The organism is Paraliomyxa miuraensis (assembly GCF_026337845.1).
In the GTDB taxonomy this organism is placed as follows: Bacteria; Myxococcota_A; Polyangia; order Nannocystales; family Nannocystaceae; genus Paraliomyxa; species Paraliomyxa miuraensis.
This window is the reverse complement of the sequence record NZ_JAOVZF010000148.1, coordinates 98,488-122,802: the sequence shown is the minus strand read 5'-3', so window position 1 is coordinate 122,802 and position 24,315 is coordinate 98,488. Positions and strand designations below refer to the sequence as shown.

The window sequence follows — 24,315 nt, the reverse complement described above, 5'->3', positions numbered from 1 at the left end:
CGTGGTGCTCGCTCACACCAGTCGTCGCACGTCGGCCCTGCCCTCGGCGAAGTCGAGCGCCTGCACGGTGAAGACCGTGGCCCAGGTGTTGAGATCGTCGCTGGTCTCGTGGTAGCGCAGCCCGCCGCTGGGATCGCCGAGGCGCCCGAGGAAGGCCAGGGCGCGGTCGATCGCACCACGATACCGAGCGGGATCGAGCCCGCTCCACAGGCGCACGGCCTGAGCGGCCACATCGGCCGGGGCCGGACCCCACCCTCGCGTTCCATCGTGCCAGGGGGGCAAGCCGCCATCGGCTCGCTGCACGCGGGCCAGCCATGCGACGGCTTGGTCGGCCAGCTCGCGAGCCTGCATGCGCACGGGCGTGGGCACAGGGGCCTCGCTCAGGCGCCACAAGCCCTCGGCCGCGTAGCAGTGGGCATGCAGGTAGGTGGGCCCGTCGCCGGGTCCGTCGTTCGGTTCGGAGGGGACGCGACCTTCGAGCGTGTGCGGGCGTAGGGTTGCCAGCAGTTCGGTCAGGGCCGCGGTGGCTTCGGGGTCCTGTGTGCGCTCGACCCAGCGCGCCAGGGGCAGCGCGAGCTTGAGCAGATGAGGGCCGAAGCGCTCGCTCCAGCGCTCGCCGTGGGTGGGGCCCGAGGTGGCCCGCCCGGCTCGGAGCGCGGCCAGCATCGCCGCGATCGCCGGGCCCTCGTCGGTCCACTGGTGCCCGCATCGATCGGCCCACGAGAGTCGGCCTGCCACCACCATGGCGAGGTCGAACAGGTAGCCTCGCCCATCGCGACCGATCTCGTGCGGAGTCTCGCAGCCGCGCAACCACGCCGCCACGCGCTCGAGCGGAGCATCGCCGCCGCTGGGCTCGCGCGCGAGCAGGGCCAGCCACAGCCCGCCGGCCTCGGGGTAGGCGTAGCCCGGGTGCGCGGGGTTGTGCCATGACCACACGCGCCCGTCGGGCGCCACCACGGCGTCGCTGACCAGCCAGCGCAGCAGCGCGGCACGGCGAGGACGGGCGGCGAGCGAGGGACGATCGGGCATCTGCGCTCATCCGATCTCATCGCGTGGGCCGTGGGCTCGCCGCTCGTTCCACAGGGTCAGGGCACGCCGCGCGGTCTGGCGCACCGTGGCCACGGGCGCGCCGGCCAGCGCGGGATAGGCCTCGCACGCCGAGAAGCAGCCCCCGCAGGCCAGCGCCTCGATGTCCCGCCGTGCCGCCGCCACCGCGGGCGAGGCCCACAGCGTGGCCAGGTCGTGCTCGCGTAGGTTGCCCAGCGGGCGATCGTAGAGGTGACAGGGGTAGAGCTCGCCCTCGGGCGAGACGAACAACGTGCTGCGCAGGGCCTGGCACGGGATCCCGCTGGGCTCGCCACGCTGCACGAACTCGAGGTGCAACAGATAGAGCTGCTCCATCAGCTCCACGAGCCCGGTGGGCGGGCCTCGCCGTCGCCGCAGCCGCGACAGCAGGCCCGCGGGAGGGACCTTGGGCCACGCTCGCACGTGCTCGTTGCCGTAGAAGTGCCGCGACACCTGGGCCCAGTTGAAGTGCCAGCGCCTGGCGTGGAATCCGGGCACGGCATCGAGCAAGCACTCGAGCAGCTCGTCGATGGCGTCGGCGTTGTCGGGGGTGATGGTCGTCCCCACGTGGACCTCCACCCCGGGCAAGGCCCACAGCGCGCGCAGGGTCGCGAGCGCGCGCTCGAACGAGCCGGGGCGTCCGCGGATCGCATCGTGCACACTGGGCGGGCCGTCGATGCTCACCGTCACGATGAGCTCGACTCCGGTGCGCTGGGCTCGGGTGGCGGCGGTGGCCTCGACGATGCGGTCGGTCGCCCAGCCGTTGGTCTGGAAGTGCAGCACCTGCAGCGCGGGCGGGCGTTGCATGGCCAGCCCCAGCAGCTCCTGGGCATCACGCCGCACGAACGGCTCGCCGCCGGTCACGTCGAGCCACACCAGCCGGGGCAGGCTCGACAGCAGCGCGTCGAGCTCCGACAGCGTCAGCTCGCCCTCGCTGGGCGCTCGCCACGTGTGGCACATGCGACAGCGCAGGTTGCAGCGTCGCGTCACGTCGAGCACCACCCGGGTGGGCGAAGGCGGGCGGTGCACCCAGGTCTCGGCCAGGCGACCCACGAGCGCGAGGCGGCGGGTGGGGTGGTCGAGCAGGGACACGCGGCGATTGTACCCGGGTCGGGGCCGCGCTCACAGCATGGTGACCTCGAGGTCGAACGTGCCGGTCGGATCGAAGGGGTTGGCGCTCTCGACGATCACGGTGATCGTCTGCCCCATCGTCATCGGGATCTGCAGGGTGGCGAGGTCGCCGGCGGGCTGCTGGGTGCACGCGAGCTCCGGTCCGCCGCAGCTGCCATCGAGCGCGTAGAGCACCGCGTCGAAGCCGGCGCTCGCGGTGTGGAACACGTAGGTGCCGTTCGCGGGGGCCGTGAACAGGAAGGGCTCGTCCGGCGTCGCCGCGAACGTGCACGAGGGATCGAACTGGTTCGAGGCACCGAAGGTGGTGCCCGAGACCAGCTGCGGGACCGCATTGCCGAGGTCGGTGTCGGGGCACTCGTTGGTCACGGTGAGCTGGAAGTCGCCCTCGGTGAACGAGCCGCCGAACGCACTCGTGTCCTCGCCGTCGACGAAGATCGTCACCGCCTGGCCGGCAACGAGCGCGGCGGTGGTGATGCCCGGCGGGCCGAACCCCGGCTCGAAGGTGTTGCAGGCCAGCTCGGCCCCGTTGCAGTCGCTCCCGTTGCGCACGTGCACCAGGGTGTCGAAGCCCGAGCCGGTGGTGTCGAAGCGATAGGTGGAGGTCTGGGGAGCGATCCAGGTGTAGGCGAAGTCGTTGGAGCCCAGACCTCCGCAGCTTCCCCCGCCGGCGGTGCCCTGATCGAGGGTCGAGCCCATCACCGTGAACGGCGGGGGCATCATCCCCAGGTCGGCGTCGGGGCAGGAGCCCTTGCGGGCGATCGTGATCAACGGGCCCGACCCCGGGCCGTTGGCGATGCCGTCGGCGACCACCGTGACGACCTCGCCCGCGAGCAGGTCGAGCTCGAGACCAGAATTGCCCAGGGGCGCCCCGGAGAGCGCGTCGTTGCAGGCGTGCTCGACCCCGCCCCCGCACGGGCCATCGAGCAAGTAGAGGTGGATGTCGGAGAACACGGCGGAGATCTGGGTGACCTGGAACGTATAGGTGCCGTCCTCGGGAGCGGTGATCAGGTAGGTGCGCTCGGGTCCTGGCGTGCCGCAGCTGCCGGTGAATTCGTCGACCGGCATCCCGATGGCGATGCTCTGGTGCCACGGTAGATCCCCCATCGGCCCGGGCAGGACCACGTTGGGGCACTCGCCCTGGCAGGCATCGCCGGTACCGTCGCCGTTGCCGTCCTCCTGGCCCGGGTTGGGTACGAAGGGGCAGTTGTCGAACGCGTTGGCCACCCCGTCCTGGTCGTTGTCGATCACCTCCGCCAGCGCGGGCGGGTTCCAGGGAGCGCCCACCGTGCTCGCCCAGTCGCCCAGGTTGGCCAGCACGGCATTCACGTCGACGTTGCGCTCGGCGTCGTCGAGCTGGGCGACCCGCTCCGGATCGAGCGCGCCATCCATGGCGAGGTCGGCCGCGAGCGTGTTGAGCAGCAGCTGAAGGGCGGCCACGGGAGGCTCCCCGGAATCGTGGGCCGCCTGCAGCAGCACGGCCGACACCGCCAGGAGGTAGGCATCGTCGAGGGAACCGTCACCCAGGATGGCCAGCTCGGTGAAGGGGCCCATGGGGGGCACGCTGGCCCCGACCAGGAGCGCCGCCGTCGTCTCCTGGGCCGACTGGTTCAGCGCGTTGGGGATCGACATGCCGCCATCGACGAGGACCAGCGCCCGATCGGCCTGCAGATGCGTGAGCACGTTGATGGTGGCTTCGGTGGAGGCGCCCGCGAGCGGTACGACGCCCTCGAGCGTGATCGCGGCCGTCGACAGGCTGCCCTCGAGCTCGTCGTAGAAGAACCCATTGGCTTCGAATCGCGCCGCTGGCCCCGGGACGTCGATTGCGAAGGCGCCCGTGTCGTCGAGCACCTGGGTCGGATACACCGCACCCGTCGGCATTCCGTTGCCGGCCAGGGGAGAGACCCACACCGACGAGCCGAGCAGCATCGGCCCCTTGTGGAAGGCGCCCGTGACCTCGGTCATCCCCGGGTCACCGCTCGAGGACTCGGTTCCCGCGGAGGAGTCGGCATCGGTGTCGGTCGCGTCGGAGCCGGTCGCGTCGGAGCCGGTCGTGCCCGATGGATCGACGGCGGTGGTTCCCGTGTCATCTGCGGTGGGCTCGGTCGTCGTGCTCGTCGGCTCGCCGGTCGGACCGGTGGTCCCATCGTCGGTCGCATCCGTCGACTCGGGCCCTACGTTGGTCACGGTGCAGGCACATGCGAGCAGCCCCAGCCAAAGAGAGCGCGCCCCGTGGTTCAGGGACTCGTGTTGCTTCACGAGGACCTCACACGCCCGAGCTCGGGCCGAGTTGCCTTGGGCCGTGCCTCGCGTCCCCCGCCGTGGCAGGTCCGTGGCGTGATGATACCGTCACCCTCGTGCACGACGAGGCGGGGACGTGGCGAGGGCGCCGGGTGCTCGTGACCGGGGCCGACGGCTTCCTGGGCTCGCACCTCGTCGAGCGGCTGCTCTCGCGGGGGGCGTGCGTGGCGGCGCTGGTGAGGCCCTCCTCGCTGACGAGCGCGGCGGTGGGGATCGCCGGCCATGCTTTGCGCAACCTGGGCGGGGTGCAGCGCGATCTGGCTCGGGTCATCGCCGCCGACGTGGCCAGCAGCGATGCGCAGGCCCAGATCGTGGCCTTCGAGCCCGAGCGGATCCTGCACCTGGCGGCCGACGCCTACGTCGACCGCTCGTTCGACCACCCGGGCGAGGTGCTGCGCAGCAACCTCGACGGCACCCTGCGCGTGCTCGAGGCCGCGCGGAGGTGCCTCCGACTCGAGCGCGTGGTGGTGACCTCGTCGAGCGAGATCTACGGCGACGCCCAGACCCCGGCCATCGCCGAGGATCACCCGCTCATGCCCACGTCGCCCTATGCCGCCAGCAAGCTGGCGGCGGATCGGCTGGCCTATGCCTATCACCGCACCCATGGGCTGCCGGTCGCGATCATCCGGCCGTTCAACACGTTTGGCCCTCGCCATCCCTACGACGTGATCCCCAGGTTCGTCGCACGCGCGCTGCGGGGCGAGCCGCTGCTCGTCCACGGCAGCGGCGAGCAGAGCCGCGACTTCTGCTACGTGGACGACATGGTTCGGGCGTTCCTCGCGGTGGGCGAGCACCCGGCGGCGATCGGGCAGGCGGTGAACTTCGGTACCGGGGTGGCCACCACCATCGTCGAGCTGGCGCGGCGCGTGGTCGCGCTTTGCCGCTCGAGCTCGCCCATCGAGCACGACCCGCCGCGACGGGCCGAGGTCGCCCGTCTCTGCTGTGACCACGGCCTGGCCACGCGTCTGTTCGGCTGGCGGCCGACCGTGAGCCTCGACGAGGGCCTCGCCCGCACGATCGCCTGGGCCCGGGAGTGCAGCGCTCGATGAGCGCGCGGACATGGGCGGTGGTGCTGCTGCTGACGGCCGCCTACGTGGGCCTGGCGGGTGCCGCCGTGCTCGACGGTCGCTTCCTGCACGACGAAGGGGTGCTCACCCACCTGCTGGCCTCGCTGGTGGGTCGCGAGCCGCTGGCCACCGTGTTCCTCCAGAAGGCTCGTCCTCCGCTGGCCGTGCTCTACGCTCCGGTGGCTCCGGCGGGCTTCGGCGCGTTCTGTTGGGCCCACGTGCTGGTGGCCGCGCTCGCGGTTCCGCTGGTCGCCAGCACGGCGGCGAGACTCGGGCATGCACGGCCCGAGCTGCCCGCCGCGGTGGTCGCCCTGTCGCCCATGCACGTGGCCGCAGGCGCGGCCGGGCTGATGAACGCCGATGCGGTGGTCGGCGTGGCCCTGGTGGCGCTGTCGTGGTCGCGGCAGCGCTGGCTGACCACGGGAGTCGTGGCCGGGGTGCTGGTCTGGGTACGCGCCGAGCTGGCCGTGCTGGCGCTGGTGCTCGCGGTGTGGGCCGCGTGGCGCCGACGACCGCGGGTGCTGCTGGGCTTGTGCGCGTTCCCGCTGGTCTACGGGGTGGCCGGGGCGATCTATCACCGCGAGCTCGTGTGGATGCTGTGGTTCCCGCCTGCGCTGGCGGCCCCCATGGAGGGCAACCCGTTTTGGGAGGCTCATCAGGCGCAGGCGTCGTTGCCCGTGGTGATGGCGGCGGCGCTGTCGATCACCCCGGTGGTGGCGCTGTTGGGCCTTTGGCGCGCATCGTCGGCTCATGCGGTCGAGCGAGCGGGACTCGTGTTCGTGGGGCTGTTCGCGGGGGCGCTGGTGTTGCTGCCGCGCTGGCAGCTGTTCAACTTCGATCTCTCGCCGCGGTACCTGCTGCCCGTGCTGCCGTTCCTCGCGCTGGCGGTGAGCCGGGTGGTGGAGCAGTGGGGCGCGGAGCCCGGGGCGGCGTCGCCTCGCCGCCGCGGGCTGGGGCTGCTGGCGTTCGCGATCCTGGCCTTCGCCTCCGAGCGCGCGGGCGGCCGGGCCGGGGCACTGGTCGTGGGGGGGCTTGCTTCGCTCGCCGTGGCGCTCGGGGGCGCCGGGCTCCCTGCGCTCGCCCGCGTGCCGCTGGCGACGTTGTTGGCCCTGGGGCCCGTGGTGTTCGGCGACGGGGCTCGCATCGCGCGGCATCAGCACTCGCCCACGCTCGATCGAATGGTCCTTCGCCTGCGCGAGCACCCCGACTGGGCCGGGCGACCGATCTACACCAACGAGCCGCTCTTGGCCGAGATGTTCGAGCGCGGCGGCGGCCTGCCGGGCAGCACCGTCCACTACCTCGTGCAGGCCGACCAGCTCCACGAGCTCACCTCGCTCAGCAACCCCAACAACGGGCAGCGCCAGGCCCTGCTGCAGGCCTTGCGTCTGGGCTTCTACGGCGCGCCGGTCATGCCCGACGAGCTGACCCCGTCGGCGGTTCCGGCGGGCGCCGTGTTCGTGCTGCGCGAGGACTCTCGGCTGGCCCTGGTGATGCCGCCCGAGCTCTGGGACCCGTTGCTGGAGGTGGTGTACCCCGGGGGCGGCATGACGATCGCCCTGCGGCGTGAAGGAGGCCCATGACGAGCGCATGGAAGAGCCCCCGCGCGTGGGTCCCGGCCCTGGTGGCGCTCTCGTGTGCGCTGGGCCTGTTGGTGGCGTGGGTCGATCCGGTGAAGCGCCAGGCCCAGGCCCAGGATGCGCGGGCGCCTCGGATCACCGACGAGGGCCGTGCCCTGCTGGGAGGCCTCGCCGAGGGCGAGCGGCTCATGGGGTGGACCGTGCAGGCGCTCGACGGTCCGCGCGATGGCCTGCTGCACATCGAGCTCGGTCGCGACCAGGTGGGCTTTGCCCTGATGGTGGCGACCAAGGGCACGCGCGCCGAGTCGGCTCCGGTGGAGACCGAGCGCTACGTGATCTTCTACGGCCACGTGCATCCACCCGAGACCATCCTGCCCGACGGGACGATCCGCGCGACCACCCATGCGCTCGCGCGGAGGATCCGGGCGCAGGAGGCCACGGTGGTGGTTCCGGGCATGTAGCGGGCAGGGGTGGATCAGGTGAGCGCCACCCAGGTATCGCGATTGGGGAGCCGCCCGCGGAGCGATCGTCGTGCCACCAGCAGCTCCTGGTCGAGCAGCCCCTGCACGTCCTTGGTGGGAGGGAACAGCGAGAGATCGTCGATGTGGAGCGGGTGGGGCTGATACGGCACGCCGCGCAGACGTGGGTGTTGGTAGTAGAGCACGTGGTCGAACTTCGCCGTCGGATGGACCGCCCCGTCGTGCACGTGCACGGTGGGGAAGTAGAGCCGATCGGCCGTGCGTGCAGCGAACCGCATGGCCATGGGATGGATCTGCTTGCCGGTGCCGGGGTCGAGCTGGAACACGGCAAAGCCGAAGCCCTCGTAGTCACCCAGCTCGTGCCAGATCGACGGTGGCAGGCGGAAGCGCTCGTCGACGCGATCGAAGTCGTCCGCGCTGGGCACGAACGAGGCCGAGAACGCGCCCACCTGGTGCACCACGAGCTTGCGACGTCGCTGGGGGAACGACAGGCCGCCCTTGCTGCGCGCGAGCAGCATGGGTTCGAACAGCTCGTGGAGGTCTTCGAAGAAGCGAGGGTGCTGCTCGAGATCGATGAAGCGGAGCGCGTCCTCGCCCGCACCCGGCGGGATTGGAATCGGCAGCAGCATCGCCACCCCGGCGGGGGTGGAGAGCCTCATCGAGTACACCAGCACCTGCTGCGGCGCTTCGGGCGTGCCCGTCATGCGCGCGAAGATGCGCGTCCCGGCGACCTTGATCCGCGGGGGAAACAGCCGCGACCAGAGCGTGTGCGGAATCGAGAGCGGCGAGAAGCAGCACATGGTCGGCGCTCATCCTAGCTCTATCTGGTTGAACCTCGCACCCACCAGCCGCTACACCTGAGGCTGGGGCTGGTCGCGCGGCGCTTGGCCGTGGTTGGCCCGCAGGGGAGGGTGAGCACGATGGTCGGGTCCATGCGAAGCAAGGCCAAGGTCGCGGGGGTGATGCTCTCGCTCGCGGGAGCGACTGCCATGATGATGGGCAACTCCGGGGGGCGTGCGGCGGTGGGTGGGCACGGAGCCACCGGAGCGCCGGCCGAGACGGGGCAGCTGTGCATCGGCTGTCACAACGGCGGGCCCTTCGGCCCGACGATCGAGCTGCTCGAGATCACCTCGGGGGGGCAGCTGGTCGCCACCTACCGCCCCGGGCAGGTCTACGACGTGAAGATGACGGCCGCGGCGGGCGCGGGCAACCCGGCCGGCTACGGCTTCCAGCTCACCGCCATCGACGGAGCGCGCAACAACGTGGGCACGTTCGGCAACCTCGGCGCCAACGTCAAGGAGTCGGTCGCGGCCAACACCGGCAACCGCAAGTACCTCGAGCACAAGGGGGGGATGAGTGCGACGCGGGAGTTCACCGCCAAGTGGACTGCGCCCGCGCAGGCGGCCGGTGACGTCGACTTCCACTACAACGGGGTGGTCGCCAACGGAAACGGCAATCAAAACGGAGACAACGGCGGGCTCGGCTCGAGCATCACGCTGTCCGTGTTCCGCCTGCCCATGCCCTACTTCCACGATTTCGAATTCGGCGACGGCGGCTGGACGTCGTACGAGTCTCCGGCGACCCCGATGCCCGCGTGGACGTGGGGCGCGGGGCAGGCGGCCACGGTGGGGGATCCGCAGGCGTTTGGGGTCGCGGGCAACGGCATGGGAGGCGGAGTGGTGGGCTACCTGGAGCTGCCGCCGCTCGACCTGTCGATGTCCACGCTCGATCCGATCATCGCGTTTGCAATCCACTACGATACCGAGCCGGGAGTGGCCGGCGGCTGGCTCGAGCTCTCGACCGACGGTGGCGTCGGCTGGGCGCCGCTGGGCGGGATCGGCGAGGGCGAGGGGTGGTACGACGATCAGAGCCCGATCCACGGTCCGATGTGGGGCGGCGAGTCGCAGGGCTGGTCATACGCCGAGCACGAGCTGACGGGCACGGCGGGACACGCCTACGTGCTCGCCCGCTTTGCCTTCACGGTGGGCGAGGGCACCTCGCTCGACGTCTTTGGCGTGGACGACGTGATGGTGGACCCCGCGCCCGGTGATCCGCTGTGGGAGCCGACGCTCGAAGGAGGCTCGGACGGCGGCGACGACTGGGGGACGAGCGACGGCGGCGACTGGGACACGACCGACGGCGGCACCAGCCGCGGTGGTGATGACTGGGGCACGAGTGGCGGCCCGGGTGACGGCGGCCAGGGCTCCACCTCGTGGGCCGGCAGCACGTCGACCGGGTGGAGCGAGCCTCCGCCCCCCTGGCCCGTTCCCGAGCCCATGGCGACCACGACCTTCTAAGTCGGGTCAGACCAGCGGCACGCCGAACGAACCACGTGGGAACTGACGCTGGCGCTCGCTGAGCGTCAGCAGCCCATCGGGCGCCGGTTCGCGAGCCAGCGCTCGGGCCAGCACCATCGCGCCCAGCCCTTGCTCCTCATCGGTGGGTCGCTGCCCGTCGCTGTCCGGTGCGGCCTGGATGTCGACCACGTAGAGGCTCAGGTGCTCGGTGGTCGCCACGCCCTCGGGTCCCGAGGGATCCCGCGAGAGCACGTCGACCTGGTAGCGCTTGCCATCGGCCGTCTCGAGCACCACCGGGACCGCGCCGAGGTGGAGCGGGTGCACGCGGACCACGGTCCAACGATCGAGCCTCTGCCCGGCCTGGATCGAAGTCAGCGCCGACGACCCACCCTCGGGCGAGCGCGACGACCACCAGCGGTGTGCCGCGAGTCCCAGCGCGGCCACGCCCAGGGGCGCGGCGATGAGCCATTGCCGACGGGTCGTGGTGCGCTCCGAGCTCGACATGCGTGCAATCCCCTGGGATCCAACGGTATCCGCCGGTTCGACCCGCGGTCAAGCAAGCGTCGCATCACGTCCGTGCACATGCGATGATCGCGGCATGTCGAGCCGAGCTGGAACATGGGCTTGGAGCGTGGCTTCGCTCCTCGCACTGGGCGCCTGTGGCAACGACGGCGGGGTTGGCTCGGGGGAGAGCACCGCGGCGTCGTCCGAAGGATCTGCCACGAGCACGGGGGTGACCACCTTCGAGCCCGGGGCGACCAGCGTGGCCGACGGGACCGCGGGCTCCACCACGGGGGCGACCACGGCGGGAACCACCACGGGGGCGACCACGGGCGGGTCCACGCAGGGCGAAGTCACCACCGGGGGTTCGAGCACCACCGGGGGCGAGACCAGCACGAGCGGCGGGACCACCAGCGGCGGGACCACCACCAGCGGGACGACGGACGGCGGAACCACGAGCGGTGGAACCACCACCGGCGGAACCACGGGTGGCGGTCCTGGCTGCGGCAATGGGGCGATCGATCCGGGCGAGCAGTGCGACGGGTTGGATCTCCAGGGCTTCGATTGTGCCTCGCTGGGCCTGGGCGGCGGCGTGCTGGCCTGCGATCCGATCACATGCACCTTCGACACCTCGATGTGCGTGCCCATGGGCAACTGCGGCAACGGAGTCATCGATCCGGGTGAGCAGTGCGACGGGCTGGATCTCCAGGGCTTCGACTGTGCCTCGCTGGGCCTGGGCGGCGGCGTGCTGGCCTGCGACCCGATGATGTGCACGTTCGACACGTCGATGTGCATGCCGGCGGGCGGCACTTCCGGTTGAGCGGCGCTCCGCAAGCTCGCACGACGTGGGCGTGCCCGCGTCGCGTCAGGGCGACCGAGGCTTGCTGGGCGAGAGCGTGACCACCTTCGAAACATCGGCCTGGCCAGCGAGCACCTGAATGGTGTACGTGCCCGCGGGCAGCCCCCGGAACGCGTAGATGCCTTCGTCGTTGGTCTGGGTCTCGCGCGAGCCCGAGAGGCACGCGCACTGCAGGACGACCAGGGCGTGCGGGATCGGCTCGTCGGTCTTCGAGTTCATCACGCGGCCGGAGATCACCCCGTGGTGGCCGGAGCCTCCGCCGGCGAGCAGCATCGCCGATGCGAGGAACAGTGCGCGCATGGTGTCGGCCCAACTCGTCGGCCGGGCGAGCGCTTACATGGGCTTGCGTGTAAGTCGGCCCTCGGGGGCGCGTTGCTCCCGGGTCGTGGCCTTGCATCGCCGGCAACTCCCCATCGCGGGGTCCTGTGATGGTTTCGTGCCAGCCCCGGGCTCCAGGCAGGGCGATGGTGGGTTCTGCGAGCGCTGCCAGCATCAGGTGCACGATGTCTCGTCGATGACCGAGGCCGAGCTGCACGTGCTGCTCGGCGCACACGAGGGACGGAGGGTGTGTCTCTCCTATCGCGTCGACGCGCGCGGCTACGTTCGCCTGCGACGCGAGCCGGCAAGGATGCTCGCCCCGGTGATGCTGGGAGCGCTCGCCGTGCTGATGGCTGCATGCGCGGGATACCTGCCCGAGGCCGAGTCACCGGGCTGGACCTGTCGCGATCCCGACGGCTACGAGGTGACCTGCGTCGACTGGCGCGATCACGGCCCGAGCACCGTGCCCGAAGCGCTCGACGAAGCCGAGCCCGCACCGGGGTGCCCCGTTCGGCCCACCGCCGAGGCCTTCGACGACGAGGGCTCGCTCGATCCGGTGGCTCCCGGGGATTTCGCAGACCCGAGCCCGGAGGACGCCGAGCGCGATGGCGAGGTGATGCTCGAGCCAAACGTCGACGTCGATCCCGATGCGCCCGGGACGGGCATGGAGCTGCGCGCCAACTTCAGCATCGATCCCGAGGCGGCTGCGTTCCGTGGGATCGTCGTGGGCTGGAGTCCCCAGGACTCGCGCACTGGTCGGCTTCGCTACGTGCCCACCGCCACCCTGTGGGAGCAATGGCGCGAGCGCCGAGCCGAGCGCAAGGCGGCGCGCGAGCGTCGACGCCTCGCGGCCAGAGGCTGAGCCGCTCTTCAGCCTTCGACGAGTCGGTGGCGCAGCGCATGTCGCCGACCGTCGCGCTCCACGATGATGGTGAACGCCCCCACGTGCTCGAGCCGACGCGCCACTTCGGCGAGGCTCCTTCGTGAATCGGTGGGAAGCCCGTCGACCGAGAGGATCTTGTCCCCGCTGCGCAGCCCCAAGAGGTCGGGCACGCTACCAGGGAGCACGCCGTCGAGTCGAAGCCTCGTCGGGCCCTCGGCGTCCTGCACCTCCGACACCCGCGTGGCCGGCCCGAGCAAGCCGGGCTCGTGCAGCGCTTCCTGGACGAAGCTGCGGCGGACCCGGCAGCCCCGCTCGCTGCACACCATCGCCCCCGCCGCCCCACTCCTTGCCCCCCGTCGATCGCGTCGAGCCTTGCGCACGCGGTCCTCGCCACAGTCGTGTCCCCGCTCGTGCTCCGCGGCCATCGGTGCCGCGGTTCGTCGATCGTGCACGACCACGTGCAGGGTGGGGCTCGGCACGGTGACCACCCGAACCTCGGCCTCGGGCTGGTGCCGCATGCTGGTCCACCACACGACGTGGGCGCTGGCGCCGACGAGCAGCCCCGCCAGCCACGGCAGGGTGCGGAGCCAACGCGAAGACGGGACTGGATGCTCACTCGACGTCATGCACGGGCTTGAAGGCAACGACCATGCCAACTCCGGCCTGGCGGGTGCGGGCTGCTGCATGGCGTCCAAAATGCCGTCGTCACCCGTCGCATCGGCGTCGAGGTCACCGCGCTCGATCCGGCCGCGCGTGTCAATCCGTCACGGGCCGCCGGCCAGCGCGTGACCTCGCGGCAATCCAGTGCAACGCCGGGTCAGCGCATCCCCGGCGCCTCGCGCTGCGTCTGCTCCACGTACTCGAGGTAGCCGCCCTCGTAGGGATGAACCCCCTCGGGCGTCAGCTCGAGCACCCGGTTGCCGAGCTTGGCCAGGAACTCGCGGTCGTGGGACACGAACAGCATCGTGCCCTGGAAGTCGCGCAGGGCCCGGGTGAGCATCGCCTTGGTGTCCAGGTCGAGGTGGTTGGTGGGCTCGTCGAGCACGAGGAAGTTCGGCGGTCGATAGAGCATCTTGGCCAGCACCAGGCGCGCCTTCTCGCCGCCCGACAGCACCCGGCAGCGCTTGTCCACGTCGTCGCCGCTGAACCCGAATGCGCCCAGCAGATTGCGCAGCGAGCCCTGGGTGGCCCTCGGGTGCGCCCGCTCGACCTCGCCGAGCACGGTCAGCTCCGGATCGAGCAGCTCCATCGCGTGCTGCGCAAAGTACCCCAGCTGCACGCTCGCGCCGATCGTGACCGTTCCCGCATCGGGGGTGATCTGCTCGGCCACGAGCTTGAGCAGGGTGGACTTGCCCGCGCCGTTGACCCCCATCACGCACCAGCGCTCGAGCCTGCGCACCGTGAACTCGAGCCCGTCGTAGATCGTGCGGGAGCCGTAGCGCTTGACCACCCCCTCGAGGCGCACCACGTCGTTGCCCGAGCGCGAAGGGGCGGGAAATTCGAACTCGATCACCTTGCGCCGTCGCGGAGGATCCACCTTGTCGATCTTCTCGAGCTTCTTGACCCGCGATTGCACCTGCGCCGCGTGGCTGGCCCGCGCCGCGAAGCGGTCGATGAACGCCTGCTCCTTGGCCAGCATGGCCTGCTGCCGCGCGTAGTGGGCCTCGTGCTGTGCCGCCGCCAGATCGCGCTGCTTCTCGTAGAACCCGTAGTTGCCCGAGTACGTGGTCAGCTCGCCCCCGTCGATCTCGACGATCTTGGTCACCAGCCGGTCGAGCAGCTCGCGGTCGTGCGAGGTGATGACCAGCGCTCCCGGGAACTCGCGCAGGAATCGCTCGAGCCACAGGATCGACTCGATGTCGAGGTGGTTGGTGGGCTCGTCGAGCAGCAGCACGTCGGGGCGCATGAGCAGGATGCGGGCCAGCGCCACCCGCATCTTCCACCCGCCCGAGAGCTTGGCCACGTCGCCCTCGACCACCTCGGGATCGAAGCCCAGGCCCGCGAGGATCTCCTGCGCCCGGGCATCGAGCTCGTAGCCCGACAGCTCCTCGAAGCGCGGCTGCACCTCGCCGTAGCGGGCCACCAGCGCGTCCATCTCGTCCATGCGCTCGGGATCGGCCATCGCCTGCTCGAGCGCGTGCAGCTCGGCCTTCAGCTCCGAGACCTCGCCCGCTCCGGCCATCGTCTCCGCCAGCACGCTGCGCCCGGACATCTCGCCCACGTTCTGGTCGAAGTAGCCCACCGTGAGCCCGCGCTCGAGCGAGACGGTGCCCTCGTCGGGGGCCTCCTGGCCCACGATCATGCGGAAGATGGTCGACTTGCCGGCCCCGTTGGGGCCGACCAGGCCGATCTTCTCGCCGCGAAACACGGCCATCGAGGCGTCGACGTAGAGGATCTGCGAGCCGTGTCGCTTGGAGACGTTGTCGAGGGTGATCACGGGCGGCGCGGATACTACACCGCCGAGGAGGCCACGCTACGGCATCGTGCTGAGCACCAGGCTCAGCGAGTGATTGGCGTAGGTGGCGGCGAGCACGTCGTCGATGCCGTCGCCGTCGAAATCGGCCGCGTGGACCCGAATGGCGCCGCTTGGCAGGGTGCGCTGCGTCGAGTTGCCCAGGCCTCCCGCGCCATCGCCTCGCAGCACCAGCAGCTCTGGGGTGCCGTCGTCGACCAGCGCCACGTCGAGGTCGCCGTCGTCGTCGAGATCGCCCAGCGCGGCGTCGTAGGGCAGGATTACGGGCACGGGCACCGGCGGCTGCGGGAGCATGGTCCCGTCCCCCGCGGCCAGGAGCACCTGCACGGCACCATCGGTGCGGCTCAACACCACCAGGTCGTCGAGCCCGTCGCCGTCCATGTCGCCGACGCGGGTGAGCCACGGGTTCACGCTCAGCTCGAGCTCCCGCGCCAGCGCAAACGACTCGGGGATGGTGCCGAGCATGGTGGCAACCCCCGCGTCGCGATCGGTGAGCACCAGGTCGAGCAGGTCGTCGTCGTCGAGGTGGGCCAAGAGCATCTGCTCGGGGTGGAATCTCGCCTCGTTGGGGTTGAAGAGCGTTCCACCCGTCGACCAGAAGCCCTGCGCCGCGTTGCTCAGCTCGATGTGCACGATCGCCGTGCTCCCGGTGGCCGCGACGCGCAGCACGAAGACGTCGCCGTCACCGTCGGACTCGAAGTCGCCGATCGCCAGACCGGTGACCGGGGTCGGCGAGTAGGTGTTGGGCGGCCACGCCGACCACGGCGAGAGCGTGGCGTTGGCCCGGCCGATGAGCACCGCCAGATCGTTGGCGCAGCCGAGCGCGATCGCGTCGCTGCGAGCGTCCCCGTTGAGGTTGCCGACGGCCGGGTAGGCGCTGCAGGCGTTCAGCCCGGCGTCGACGGCCGGCTGCAGCGTGCCGTCACCGTTGCCCCGCCGCACCGCGCCCGTCGTTCCTCCGCCCGGCGAGAGCCCGCCGATCAGCACGTCGGTCGCACCATCGCCATCGAAATCGCCGGGCTCGAGCGACAGCGGCGTGATCCCCACCCCCAGCGGCACCGTGACTGGATCCCCCAGATCCATCAGCACGGTCGAAACCGGCAGATCACACGCGCCCGTACCCATCGTGCACACGACACCCATCGCGCCCAGGACGCTGACCGCCCGGGCGCTCCTTCGTTCCTCGCCCATCGACTCGTCTCCTCGTGCCGGCATGCACGCCGCATGCGGCGACGAGTTTCCTGCCGTTCGATCAGGCCAGCGCCCCGCCGTCGATGACCAGCACCTGCCCGGTGATGAACGCCGCCAGGTCCGAGCACAGGAACGCGGCCGCCGGCCCGACGTCTTGGGGCTGCCCCAGCCGCGGCAGCGGCTGATCGCCCACCAGCTCGGTCTTGCGGCTCTCGTCCTTCCAGTAGTAGGCCGAGAAGTCGGTCTGGATCAGCCCCGGCGCGATCGCATTGACCCGCACCCCGTGCGGGCCGAACTCCCGGGCCCAGCTGCGAGTGAGCATGATGAGCCCGGCCTTGGTGAAGCTGTAGAGCAGCCCGCCAGCCTGTGGCTTGAGGCCCGAGATCGACACGATGTTGAGCACCGAGCCCCCGCCGCGCTCGATCATCCCGGGCACCACCCGATGCACCAGGCGAAACGCCGACTTGATGTTGACGTCGACCATCTTGTCGAGCATCGACGTGTCCGTCTCCAGCGACGGCCCCTGGCCGATGTTGGTGGCGGCGTTGTTGACCAGCACGTCGATCGGACCCACCTCCGCCTCCACGCGATCGCACAGCCCCGTGAGCTGATCCTCGCGCCCCACGTGGCAGGCGATGGGGATCACCCGCCCCGGGAGATCGCGGAGCTCCGCTGCGGTGGCGTCGAGCTGCTCCTGCTTGCGGCTGGCGATCACCACCTGGGCTCCTGCCTCGGCCAGGCATCGCGCGATGTCACGGCCGATGCCGCGGCCTCCTCCGGTGACCAGGGCGACCTTGTTGGTGAGCGAGATCGTCAGCGCCATGGACCGGGACGGTAGCGCGGTTCTCCGTCGGTCAAAAACCCCGCGCGCTGCGTCCAAAATGTTGCGGCAGCCCCGTCACTCCGGCAGATCGTCGCGGGTGACCGTCCACGGACCGTAGGTGAGCGATTCGGGCAGGTCGGTACGCGGGATCGGGGTGTCGAACGCTGGTCCGGCCAGCGCCTCGAGCCCTGCGATCGCGCCGCGCTCGTCGATCTCGAGCTCGAGCACCGCGCGTGGGGATGTGGTGTTGGTGCCGATCCACGCTCGCGGGCCGGCGCCGAGGCACGCCATGCTGACGTGGCGGAGCGCTCCGCGACGGCCCGGGTAGTAGACGTGGTGGTGGCCGCTGATGAACATCGTGACGCCGTGCTGCTCGAGCATCGCCTCGAGCGCAGGATCGCCGATGATCTCGTCCTCGCGGCCGACCGCGAACGGAACGAGCGGCACGTGGCCGAACACGACCTTCGTTGGCGCATCGCTTCCGCCCAGCTGGCCGTCCAGCCACTGCATCTGCTCGGCGTCGAGCGCCCCGACCGTCGTCGAGTCGAGCGCGACGAACAGCGCCGCGCCGGCGTTGAACGAGTAGCGCAGCGGATAGTCCGAGTCGTCGACGAACTCGAGCTCGGGCTTGCGGTCCATCCACTCGGCGACGAACTGCGCGCGCTCGGCCGCGAACGCCGGATAGCCCGACGCATCGTGATTGCCAGGCGACACGGCGAACGGCAGGCCTGCGGCCGCGAGCTCGTCGGACACCGCAGCGTGGAACCCCGCCCACATCGCGGGGTAGTCGAGCCCCGCTTGCTGGCCCGCGACCATGTCACCGGTCGACAGCACGACGTCGGGTTCCCGCGCGATGATCGAGGCCACGGCGTCGTGGACCGCAGCGGAGTACGTCGTGCTGCCGTAGCTGTCGTTGAGATCGGACACCACGAGCACCCGCAACGGAGCGAACCCTGGCGTGCCCATGTCGAGCGATCCGGTGCTCGACGTCGACTCCGCGGCGGTGGTCTCCGGGTCGGGCGACGCCGTGTCCGCGGCGGTGCTCGTCCCGTCGTCGAGAAGGCCGCTCGATGTGGACGCCGGGCCGCTCGTTCCCGTCGTCGCGAGGGGCTCGCGCCCGGGTGCATCGGTACACGCCGACGCGGCCATCATGAGCACCGCAGCGATTCGCGAACGCATGTCGAACGGTAGCAACGTGTGAGCGCATCGACAAATGCGGACCCGGGCGTGCGGGCGGCACTCGATGCACCTACGTGAGACCGTCGGTGGCCAGATCTACTGGACAGCGCTCGCCGCAACAGCCGTTACGATCGCATCGAGATCGCAGGCATGGAGGTCGGACCCGCTGAAGGGGTTGATCTCCACCAGGCGCAGCCCATCTTCGATGTGTCCCAGGTCGAGCACGTAGACTGGATCGGGGGCCGGCAGCTCGCGTGCGATCGTCTCCGCCAGCGCCCACGCGGGCGCCGGAGGGACTGAACCGGTGCTTCGCCGTCCCTGCGCCAGATATCCGCTGCCGGTGATCACGACTCCACCCACCGCCACGAAACGCCACTCTTCGTGGATGGCGTTCACGGGCGCGACTACGATCGGCAACGCGAGGTCGTCGTAGTAGAACCCGTGGTCGAGGTTGCCTGGGGTGAGCCCTTCGAGATGCACGACGCGACCGGAGAACGGCTTGAGCGGGCTGTCGGGGCGCACGAAGATCGCATCGAGCCCCTCGCCCAAGCCCTTCACGACTGCTCGGGGGTCTGCACACAGGGCGCCCACCGTGGTCGCTATGTAGCGCTGGTTGAGGCTCCAGCGCTGAGCCGCGGGATACCACGCCGAGCATCGAATGCGTTGTTCGTTGCAGTACGCACCCGGTGACCATCGCTGCCGTGTCGCGAGCTGGGTCGCGATGCGGGCCGCATTGCCGAGGCTTCCGTGGAACACCACGCGGTCGTCCTCGATCCTCGGGAACCCTTGCGACGACCACCAGTCGTCACGCCAGATCGTCACCTCGTGCCCGGCTCGTCGCGCGGGCTCGAGCAGCGGCGGTGGTCCTTCACCGAAGACGTCGGGCTCGAGCAGCCAGTGCATCACCCGCAGGATACGCCGGTCGAGCGGCGTTCGTCAGCGCATGTCGTCGGTCTCGGACGTCCCCACCGTTCGCTCCAGCGCCTCGCGGATCGCGTCCGGCATCGGGCACGACGCCCGGGTCCTCGGATCGAAGAACACCTCCACCACCCGCTGCTCCGCGTGCAGCTGGTCGGTGTCCGCGTCGCGCAGCTCCTGTACGTAGCCGACGCTCTTGCTCCCGACTCGCTCGAACCGGCTGCGCACCACGATGAATCGCCCCGGCGGGAGCTCGGCCCGAAAGTCCGTCTCCGTGCGAGCCACCACCGTATGCGCCCCGGCCCGCTCGAACGCCAACCGCCCCACGCCCACCATCGGCCACAGGGCAAAGCCCGAGTCGTCGAAGATGTGCGCGTAGAACCGCACGTTGAGGTGGCCGAATTGATCGCACATCCACGGGTGGACGACGCCTCGATACGTCTCGAACCAGGTCGACATCGCAGCCGCGCACGCTACCAGACCGCACGTCCTCCAAGCACCCGAGGCGGCCCTGGTGGCCAACCGGTTGGCCAAGGGGTGGTCCATCGGTTGGCCACTGCACGACCAACGCCCTCGCAACTTCATGAGATCATGAAGGGTGCCTCTCGGAACCGATCTTGCTTTGGGGATCGGCATGCCCCCCTCGTTCATCCACCAGGGATTGACCAAGCTCGTGACCGAGCACCCCGAGCTATGGCCGGTCCTGCTGCAGCGCAGTCTCGACATCGCGCTGCCCGAAGGTCTCCAGGCAAGTCAGGGGCCGGAGACCGTCCGGCAGCTCCGGGCCTCCGACCACACGGCCGACGGTACGGTCGTACTCCAGCGGATCCGCGATGGCACGCCCGAGGAAGCCTTCGTCAACGAGATCCAGTGCGGGGAAGATGACGACAAATGGTGGACCTGGCCGATCCACCTCGCCGGAGTACGGGCTCGACTACGGTGCCCCACCACGCTGGTGGTGCTCACGCCCTGCTCACGGATCGCGCGCTGGGCCTCGCGCCCCATCGACATCGGACGCGGTCGCATGACGCTACGGCCGCTGGTCATTGGACCCAAGCAGATCCCACGCACGATGGACCTCGAAGATGCGAGAAGGCACCCCGAGCTCGCCACGCTCGCCGTGATGGTGCACGGCCGGCGTGCTGGATCGAAGCGTCTCAATCGAGTCGCATTGCAAGCCGTGCACGAACGGCTGGACGCCAACCGTGGCGGAAGTACCCTGTTGCTGGAATTGATCACGGCGTCGATCGACGCCAAGACCCGCAGAGAAATCGAGGACGTCATGGAAATCGGAACCAACATCAGCTTCACCAGGATCGGCCGACGCAAGTTCGCCGAAGGACACGCTCGCGGTCGCGAGGAAGGTCGCGAGGAGGGCCGCCGAGAAGCATGCCGCAGGGCGATTGCCCTGGTGCTGCAGTCGCGGGGGCTGAACCTCGCGCCCGCGCATCGCCGTCGCCTCGCGCGATGCGACGACGACCAGCGTCTCGAGTCCTGGCTGTGCCAGGCCGCCACGGTCGAACGAGCACGCGAGCTGTTCGCTCGGTAGGCGCCTGCGATCGAGGTCGCTCACACCTCGTAGAGCACGTCGAGATACCGCTCGAGCACGTCGGAGATCGCCCCGCGCACGGGAAGGCTCCCCGCCAGCCCGTAGATCGGTGCCATGCCGCCCTTGCCGGCGGGCTGCGTGCGCACGTGCTGCACCGCCTCGCGCAGGTCGGCCAGGAACCGCTCGGCCACCCCGGGCTGGGTGTGCCGCAGCGTGACGCACAGGTGCACGCAGGCCGGCCGATGCAGCCCATTGAGGTTCCACCGCCGGTGCGACATGAAGTCCATCACCCGGTAGATGTCGAGCTCGTCCGAGGCGAACGCGATCACCCAGAGCGGATCGCCGAGCACGCGCAGCCCGGGTACGTTCTCGATCCCGGCCCGGATGGTGGCGGCGGTCTCGAGGATCCTGCGCGTGGCCTCCCGGTACCCCTGCGCCCCGATCGACAGCATCGCGGCCCAGCACGCGGCCGAGAGCGCACCCGGGCGGCTGCCCGCGAACGTGGGCGACATGTAGAGCCCGCCCGGCCAGTCCGTGGTCGTGTACCACTGGAAGCGCCGCAGCCCCTTGTTGCGATAGAGCACCACCGAGGTCCCCTTGGCCGCGTAGCCGTACTTGTGCGTATCGGCGGAGATCGAGGTGACCCCGGGCACGCGGAAGTCGAAGCGCGGCACCGGGTAGCCGAGCTCCGTCGCCCACGGCAGCACGAAGCCACCGAGGCACGCATCGGTGTGGAAGCCGATCCCGCGCGCGCGGGCGAGCTCCGCGAGCTCCTCGATCGGATCGACGACTCCATGCGGGAACGAGGGCGCCGAGCCCACCACCACCACCGTGTTGCGCGTGATCGCCTGGCGTGTGGCCCCCACGTCGGCCCGGCAATCGGCGCCCACCGGGACCTTGATCATCTCGATCCCGAAGTAGCGGCTGGCCTTGTCGAACGCGGCATGGGCCGACGAGGGCACGACCATCTGCGGGCTCTTGATGCCCCGCTGCTGCCGCGCCTGGTCGCGGTAGGTCTTCATCGCGAGCATGATGCTCTCGGTCCCGCCCGACGATACGGTGCCGCACACGTCGTCGTGCTCGCTCACGTAGGCGCCGCCGAGCATGTGGGCGGTCATCGCCACGATCTCGGCCTCGTACTTGACCACGCTGGGCCACAGGTCGGCGTGCAGCGGGTTGGCCTGCGAGCAGCGGGCGTAGACCTGGTTCAGGAACTCGATGTGCTCGCGATCCCCGTGGTAGACCGCGCCGGAGACGAAGCCGTCGCGCCAGCGGTCGGCTTCCTGGGCCTGCAGCGCGTCGATCTCGGCCAGCAGCTGCTCGCGATCGTGCCCGAGCTCGGGCAGCCGCGGGTGGCTGGGCACGCGGTCGCGGTAGGGCTTGGCGGCGGCCCGGATCTCCTCGAGCATCGAGGCGTACTCGGCCTCGAGGCGCCGCTTCACGAACGGCACGCGCTTGGCGTAGCGGAACGCGACCGAGAGGGCGCGCTCGGTCGGCTTGCGCAGGCGCTCGCGCAGGCGATTGCGGGTCTCGTGCAAGAGCGTCATGGCGATGATCTCCGGTCCTCGGCGTCCTGGTGCAGGCGCGCGTAGATGGCTCGCGTGCGGCGATAGAGCGTGCGGTACTCGTGGAACAGGCGGTCGTAGGTCGTGCGATGCTCGGTTCGCGGCGCGAAGCGAGCGCTCACCCCCACGTGCCGCGGGATGTCGTCGGCCTCGAGCAGGCCCAGCCCCAGGCTGGCCACCAGCGCGGCGCCCCGGGCGTTGCACTGCAGGGCGTCCTCCACCTGCTCGATCTCCCGGCCGAGCACGTCGGCGTAGATCTGGCACCACAGCGCCGAGCGAGCGCCCCCGCCGATGATGCGGATCGGCTCGAGGCGCTGGCCCACGAAGCGCTCGAGCGCCTCGAGCAGCCAGCGGCTGTTGAGCGCCACCCCCTCGAGCACGGCCCGCAGCATGTCGGCGCGCGTGGTGGTGAGCGAGAGATTGATGAACGCGGCCCGCACCGCATGGTCGGCGATGGGACAGCGCTCGCCGTAGAGCCACGGGGTGAACAGCACGCCCCCCGCTCCGGGCGCGGCCGAGGCGGCGGCCTGGTCCAGGCGCACGAAGAAGTCGTCGGGGGCGGGCCCGCTGCCGAGCGCGTCGTCGGGGTGCAGCAGGTTGTCGCGCAGCCAGCTCAGGCAGGCACCCGCGGTCTCTTGCTCGTTGGCCACGAAGTAGCGGCCGGGCAGAGCAGAGGGCAGCGACGCCATGTTGTTGCGTAGGTCGGTCTTCTTGAACGGCACATGGCAGGTGAGCCACGACGACGTCCCCAGGTACACGTGGGCTTGCCGATCCCTCACGGCGCCCGAGCCGATCGCGGCCGATTGCACGTCGGGGGTGCCGCCGACCACCTTCACGTCGGTCGACAGGCCCAGCGCGCGCGCGGCCTCGGGCACCAGCGTGCCCACCACGTCGGTCGCCCCGCACAGCTCCGGCAGCTTGTCGCGCGGCAGCCCGGCCAGGCGCAGCAGCGCGGGATCGTAGTCGATGCGCCCAACGTCGCGATTGTCGGTGATCCAGTGCAGGGCGATCGAGTCGTAGGTGGCGATCGCCCGCCCCGTGAGCCGCCCGACGAGGTAGTCCTTGGGCTCGAGCAGCTTGACCGCATCGCGATAGATCTGCGGTCGCTCGTGGCGCAGGAAGAGGATGTGCGCCAGGGGCTCCTTGCCGACCAGGCTCGGGGCGCCACCGGTGCGGCGGATCCACGTCCACAGCTTGTGGGCGGCGTAGCCCTCCACGCGCACGGGCCCGCCCACGAGCTCGTCGATGTACTTGGCGCCGCGCGAGTCCATCCAGATCACGGCGCGACCCAGCGCGCGACCTTCGGCGTCCACGGGTACCGTGCCCGCCCACTGCGAGGTCACCCCCACCGCGACCACGCGCGCGGGATCGCCGAGGCCTCGCTCGTGGAGGCGGGTGGCGGCGGTCACGATCGCCTCCCACCAGTCCTCGGGGTCCTGCTCGGCTCCGCCGCCCTCCGATAGGTACAGCTTGGTGGGGGCGGTCTCGCCTCCGAGCACCCGCCCGGTGGCCGTCACGAGCGCGACCTTGGGACCCGAGGTCCCCAGATCGATGGCGAGGATGAGCGGCGAATCGGTCAAGGCGCCTCGTCGGCGCGGAGCATACCGCCCTCACTCGGTCACGAGGCGACCTTGCTCGGGCAAGGAACCCACTGCACGGTCGATGCGTGTAGGCTTGACGATGATGGCGACCCGTGTCCGTGTGTTCGTGCTTGCCGCTGCTCTGGCCCCGCTTTGGGGGTGCGCCTCCAGTGACACCGCCACCGCGGACCCCGAGGCCGCGCAGCTCGATCCCCCGGTGGTGATCGTCGACGAGCCGGAGCCGGAGCCGGAACCCGTGTCCGAGGACGCCGCCGAGGCCTCGCCCGACGCCCTGGCCAAGGATCCCAGCACCGAGGTCATCACGTTCGCAGGCGAGGATGCCGATCCGGGCATGGCCGACGAAGTCACCAGTGCGCCCAAGCGCGAGGAGCTTCCGTCGATGATGTCCGATGTGATCAAGGGACCCAACAAGTAGTGCGGCCGAGACGATTTGCGGCCGCTCAGTGGCAGGGGACCTCGCTCGAGTCGCATTGAAGGTACGATCGCGGGTTCACCGCCGCGCGTCTATTGCGCATGACGGTGAGCCCGTGCTCGATCGCGA

At 70.5% G+C, this 24,315-nt stretch carries 24 protein-coding genes; 9 read left to right on the top strand and 15 right to left on the bottom strand.

All coding sequences use genetic code 11. From position 1 onward, the window contains the following. Window positions 1-12: 12 nt before the first annotated feature. From OEB96_RS15130 to OEB96_RS15120, 3 genes are read right to left on the bottom strand one after another with little or no spacing between them, the layout of a single operon-like run. On the bottom strand, window positions 13-1,029 hold the full coding sequence (locus tag OEB96_RS15130; protein WP_266216506.1) for a prenyltransferase/squalene oxidase repeat-containing protein: 1,017 nt from the start codon (window positions 1,027-1,029) through the stop codon (window positions 13-15). Between the two features lie 6 nt (window positions 1,030-1,035). Next, entirely contained in the window at window positions 1,036-2,157 is a 1,122-nt protein-coding gene (locus tag OEB96_RS15125) for a radical SAM/SPASM domain-containing protein (RefSeq protein WP_266216505.1), read from the bottom strand. Between the two features lie 30 nt (window positions 2,158-2,187). Further along, a complete protein-coding gene (locus tag OEB96_RS15120; protein ID WP_266216504.1) occupies window positions 2,188-4,452 on the bottom strand; it encodes a thrombospondin type 3 repeat-containing protein in 2,265 nt (754 codons plus the stop codon). Between the two features lie 62 nt (window positions 4,453-4,514). Here OEB96_RS15120 and OEB96_RS15115 point away from each other — a divergent pair, with 62 nt between their 5' ends. Genes OEB96_RS15115 through OEB96_RS15105 form a run of 3 tightly spaced genes read left to right on the top strand, consistent with a single transcriptional unit; the run spans window position 4,515 to window position 7,599 of the window. Then, window positions 4,515-5,543, top strand: coding sequence for a dTDP-glucose 4,6-dehydratase (locus tag OEB96_RS15115; protein WP_266216503.1), 1,029 nt, complete (start codon window positions 4,515-4,517; stop codon window positions 5,541-5,543). Next, a complete protein-coding gene (locus OEB96_RS15110; protein WP_266216502.1) occupies window positions 5,540-7,141 on the top strand; it encodes a hypothetical protein in 1,602 nt (533 codons plus the stop codon). The genes OEB96_RS15115 and OEB96_RS15110 overlap by 4 nt, the downstream gene beginning before the upstream one ends. Continuing rightward, window positions 7,138-7,599, top strand: coding sequence for a hypothetical protein (locus OEB96_RS15105; RefSeq protein WP_266216501.1), 462 nt, complete (start codon window positions 7,138-7,140; stop codon window positions 7,597-7,599). Before OEB96_RS15110 ends, OEB96_RS15105 begins: the two co-directional genes overlap by 4 nt. Before the next feature lie 14 nt (window positions 7,600-7,613). Here the strand turns inward: OEB96_RS15105 and OEB96_RS15100 are convergent, their stop codons facing one another. Further along, complete coding sequence (locus OEB96_RS15100) at window positions 7,614-8,417, bottom strand: hypothetical protein (RefSeq protein ID WP_266216500.1); 804 nt, start codon at window positions 8,415-8,417, stop codon at window positions 7,614-7,616. A 132-nt stretch (window positions 8,418-8,549) separates the two neighbouring features. On the opposite strand from OEB96_RS15100, the gene OEB96_RS15095 reads away from it, so the two are divergent. After that, window positions 8,550-9,914: a choice-of-anchor V domain-containing protein gene (locus OEB96_RS15095; protein ID WP_266216499.1), complete on the top strand. Its 1,365-nt coding sequence runs from the start codon at window positions 8,550-8,552 to the stop codon at window positions 9,912-9,914. 6 nt (window positions 9,915-9,920) lie between these two features. Here OEB96_RS15095 and OEB96_RS15090 read toward each other — a convergent pair whose 3' ends face one another. Beyond that, window positions 9,921-10,418 carry a hypothetical protein gene (locus OEB96_RS15090; protein WP_266216498.1) on the bottom strand — a complete coding sequence of 166 codons (498 nt, stop codon included), beginning with the start codon at window positions 10,416-10,418 and terminating at the stop codon, window positions 9,921-9,923. 127 nt (window positions 10,419-10,545) lie between these two features. On the opposite strand from OEB96_RS15090, the gene OEB96_RS15085 reads away from it, so the two are divergent. Next, the gene (locus OEB96_RS15085; protein WP_266216497.1) at window positions 10,546-11,235 is read left to right on the top strand and encodes a hypothetical protein; all 690 of its coding nucleotides are present in this window, start codon (window positions 10,546-10,548) and stop codon (window positions 11,233-11,235) included. Window positions 11,236-11,280: 45 nt separating this feature from the next. Here the strand turns inward: OEB96_RS15085 and OEB96_RS15080 are convergent, their stop codons facing one another. Then, the gene (locus OEB96_RS15080; protein ID WP_266216496.1) at window positions 11,281-11,574 is read right to left on the bottom strand and encodes a carboxypeptidase-like regulatory domain-containing protein; all 294 of its coding nucleotides are present in this window, start codon (window positions 11,572-11,574) and stop codon (window positions 11,281-11,283) included. A 136-nt stretch (window positions 11,575-11,710) separates the two neighbouring features. Here OEB96_RS15080 and OEB96_RS15075 point away from each other — a divergent pair, with 136 nt between their 5' ends. Then, on the top strand, window positions 11,711-12,454 hold the full coding sequence (locus tag OEB96_RS15075; RefSeq protein WP_266216495.1) for a hypothetical protein: 744 nt from the start codon (window positions 11,711-11,713) through the stop codon (window positions 12,452-12,454). Window positions 12,455-12,462: 8 nt separating this feature from the next. Here OEB96_RS15075 and OEB96_RS15070 read toward each other — a convergent pair whose 3' ends face one another. The 5 genes from OEB96_RS15070 to OEB96_RS15050 all read right to left on the bottom strand — a co-directional run bounded on the left by OEB96_RS15070 (window position 12,463) and on the right by OEB96_RS15050 (window position 17,928). Beyond that, the gene (locus OEB96_RS15070) at window positions 12,463-13,101 is read right to left on the bottom strand and encodes a PDZ domain-containing protein (RefSeq protein ID WP_266216494.1); all 639 of its coding nucleotides are present in this window, start codon (window positions 13,099-13,101) and stop codon (window positions 12,463-12,465) included. Between the two features lie 191 nt (window positions 13,102-13,292). Beyond that, window positions 13,293-14,912 (bottom strand): ABC-F family ATP-binding cassette domain-containing protein, encoded by a 1,620-nt coding sequence (locus OEB96_RS15065; protein ID WP_266216493.1) that lies wholly within the window; start codon window positions 14,910-14,912, stop codon window positions 13,293-13,295. Window positions 14,913-14,948: 36 nt separating this feature from the next. Then, window positions 14,949-16,163, bottom strand: coding sequence for an FG-GAP repeat domain-containing protein (locus OEB96_RS15060; RefSeq protein WP_266216492.1), 1,215 nt, complete (start codon window positions 16,161-16,163; stop codon window positions 14,949-14,951). A gap of 37 nt (window positions 16,164-16,200) precedes the next feature. Continuing rightward, entirely contained in the window at window positions 16,201-16,962 is a 762-nt protein-coding gene (locus OEB96_RS15055; protein ID WP_266216491.1) for an SDR family NAD(P)-dependent oxidoreductase, read from the bottom strand. 75 nt (window positions 16,963-17,037) lie between these two features. Beyond that, window positions 17,038-17,928, bottom strand: coding sequence for a metallophosphoesterase family protein (locus tag OEB96_RS15050; protein WP_266216490.1), 891 nt, complete (start codon window positions 17,926-17,928; stop codon window positions 17,038-17,040). 13 nt (window positions 17,929-17,941) lie between these two features. Here OEB96_RS15050 and OEB96_RS15045 point away from each other — a divergent pair, with 13 nt between their 5' ends. Further along, window positions 17,942-18,163: a hypothetical protein gene (locus tag OEB96_RS15045; protein ID WP_266216489.1), complete on the top strand. Its 222-nt coding sequence runs from the start codon at window positions 17,942-17,944 to the stop codon at window positions 18,161-18,163. Between the two features lie 74 nt (window positions 18,164-18,237). On the opposite strand, the gene OEB96_RS15040 is transcribed toward OEB96_RS15045, so the two are convergent. Then, window positions 18,238-19,044 carry an ATP-grasp domain-containing protein gene (locus OEB96_RS15040; protein WP_266216488.1) on the bottom strand — a complete coding sequence of 269 codons (807 nt, stop codon included), beginning with the start codon at window positions 19,042-19,044 and terminating at the stop codon, window positions 18,238-18,240. A gap of 33 nt (window positions 19,045-19,077) precedes the next feature. Next, the gene (locus OEB96_RS15035) at window positions 19,078-19,518 is read right to left on the bottom strand and encodes an acyl-CoA thioesterase (RefSeq protein WP_266216487.1); all 441 of its coding nucleotides are present in this window, start codon (window positions 19,516-19,518) and stop codon (window positions 19,078-19,080) included. A 175-nt stretch (window positions 19,519-19,693) separates the two neighbouring features. Between OEB96_RS15035 and OEB96_RS15030 the strand changes: the two genes are divergently transcribed. Continuing rightward, on the top strand, window positions 19,694-20,608 hold the full coding sequence (locus tag OEB96_RS15030) for a hypothetical protein (RefSeq protein WP_266216486.1): 915 nt from the start codon (window positions 19,694-19,696) through the stop codon (window positions 20,606-20,608). Between the two features lie 20 nt (window positions 20,609-20,628). Here the strand turns inward: OEB96_RS15030 and OEB96_RS15025 are convergent, their stop codons facing one another. Beyond that, entirely contained in the window at window positions 20,629-22,155 is a 1,527-nt protein-coding gene (locus OEB96_RS15025) for a pyridoxal phosphate-dependent decarboxylase family protein (RefSeq protein WP_266216485.1), read from the bottom strand. After that, window positions 22,152-23,753 carry a xylulokinase gene (locus OEB96_RS15020; RefSeq protein WP_266216484.1) on the bottom strand — a complete coding sequence of 534 codons (1,602 nt, stop codon included), beginning with the start codon at window positions 23,751-23,753 and terminating at the stop codon, window positions 22,152-22,154. Before OEB96_RS15020 ends, OEB96_RS15025 begins: the two co-directional genes overlap by 4 nt. 100 nt (window positions 23,754-23,853) lie before the next feature. On the opposite strand from OEB96_RS15020, the gene OEB96_RS15015 reads away from it, so the two are divergent. Then, entirely contained in the window at window positions 23,854-24,189 is a 336-nt protein-coding gene (locus OEB96_RS15015) for a hypothetical protein (RefSeq protein WP_266216483.1), read from the top strand. Window positions 24,190-24,315 lie beyond the last annotated feature (126 nt).

Excerpts from the sequence above, each read along its gene's own strand:
- OEB96_RS15080 (WP_266216496.1), bottom strand. The coding sequence starts at position 11,574 with ATGCGCGCACTGTTCCTCGCATCGGCGATGCTGCTCGCCGGCGGAGGC.
- OEB96_RS15110 (WP_266216502.1), top strand. The coding sequence starts at position 5,540 with ATGAGCGCGCGGACATGGGCGGTGGTGCTGCTGCTGACGGCCGCCTAC.
- OEB96_RS15030 (WP_266216486.1), top strand. The coding sequence starts at position 19,694 with ATGCCCCCCTCGTTCATCCACCAGGGATTGACCAAGCTCGTGACCGAG.
- OEB96_RS15070 (WP_266216494.1), bottom strand. The coding sequence starts at position 13,101 with ATGACGTCGAGTGAGCATCCAGTCCCGTCTTCGCGTTGGCTCCGCACC.
- OEB96_RS15060 (WP_266216492.1), bottom strand. The coding sequence starts at position 16,163 with ATGCCGGCACGAGGAGACGAGTCGATGGGCGAGGAACGAAGGAGCGCC.
- OEB96_RS15035 (WP_266216487.1), bottom strand. The coding sequence starts at position 19,518 with ATGTCGACCTGGTTCGAGACGTATCGAGGCGTCGTCCACCCGTGGATG.
- OEB96_RS15095 (WP_266216499.1), top strand. The coding sequence starts at position 8,550 with ATGCGAAGCAAGGCCAAGGTCGCGGGGGTGATGCTCTCGCTCGCGGGA.
- OEB96_RS15105 (WP_266216501.1), top strand. The coding sequence starts at position 7,138 with ATGACGAGCGCATGGAAGAGCCCCCGCGCGTGGGTCCCGGCCCTGGTG.
- OEB96_RS15015 (WP_266216483.1), top strand. The coding sequence starts at position 23,854 with ATGATGGCGACCCGTGTCCGTGTGTTCGTGCTTGCCGCTGCTCTGGCC.
- OEB96_RS15130 (WP_266216506.1), bottom strand. The coding sequence starts at position 1,029 with ATGCCCGATCGTCCCTCGCTCGCCGCCCGTCCTCGCCGTGCCGCGCTG.
- OEB96_RS15090 (WP_266216498.1), bottom strand. The coding sequence starts at position 10,418 with ATGTCGAGCTCGGAGCGCACCACGACCCGTCGGCAATGGCTCATCGCC.
- OEB96_RS15100 (WP_266216500.1), bottom strand. The coding sequence starts at position 8,417 with ATGTGCTGCTTCTCGCCGCTCTCGATTCCGCACACGCTCTGGTCGCGG.
- OEB96_RS15050 (WP_266216490.1), bottom strand. The coding sequence starts at position 17,928 with ATGGGCACGCCAGGGTTCGCTCCGTTGCGGGTGCTCGTGGTGTCCGAT.
- OEB96_RS15040 (WP_266216488.1), bottom strand. The coding sequence starts at position 19,044 with ATGCACTGGCTGCTCGAGCCCGACGTCTTCGGTGAAGGACCACCGCCG.
- OEB96_RS15055 (WP_266216491.1), bottom strand. The coding sequence starts at position 16,962 with ATGGCGCTGACGATCTCGCTCACCAACAAGGTCGCCCTGGTCACCGGA.
- OEB96_RS15025 (WP_266216485.1), bottom strand. The coding sequence starts at position 22,155 with ATGACGCTCTTGCACGAGACCCGCAATCGCCTGCGCGAGCGCCTGCGC.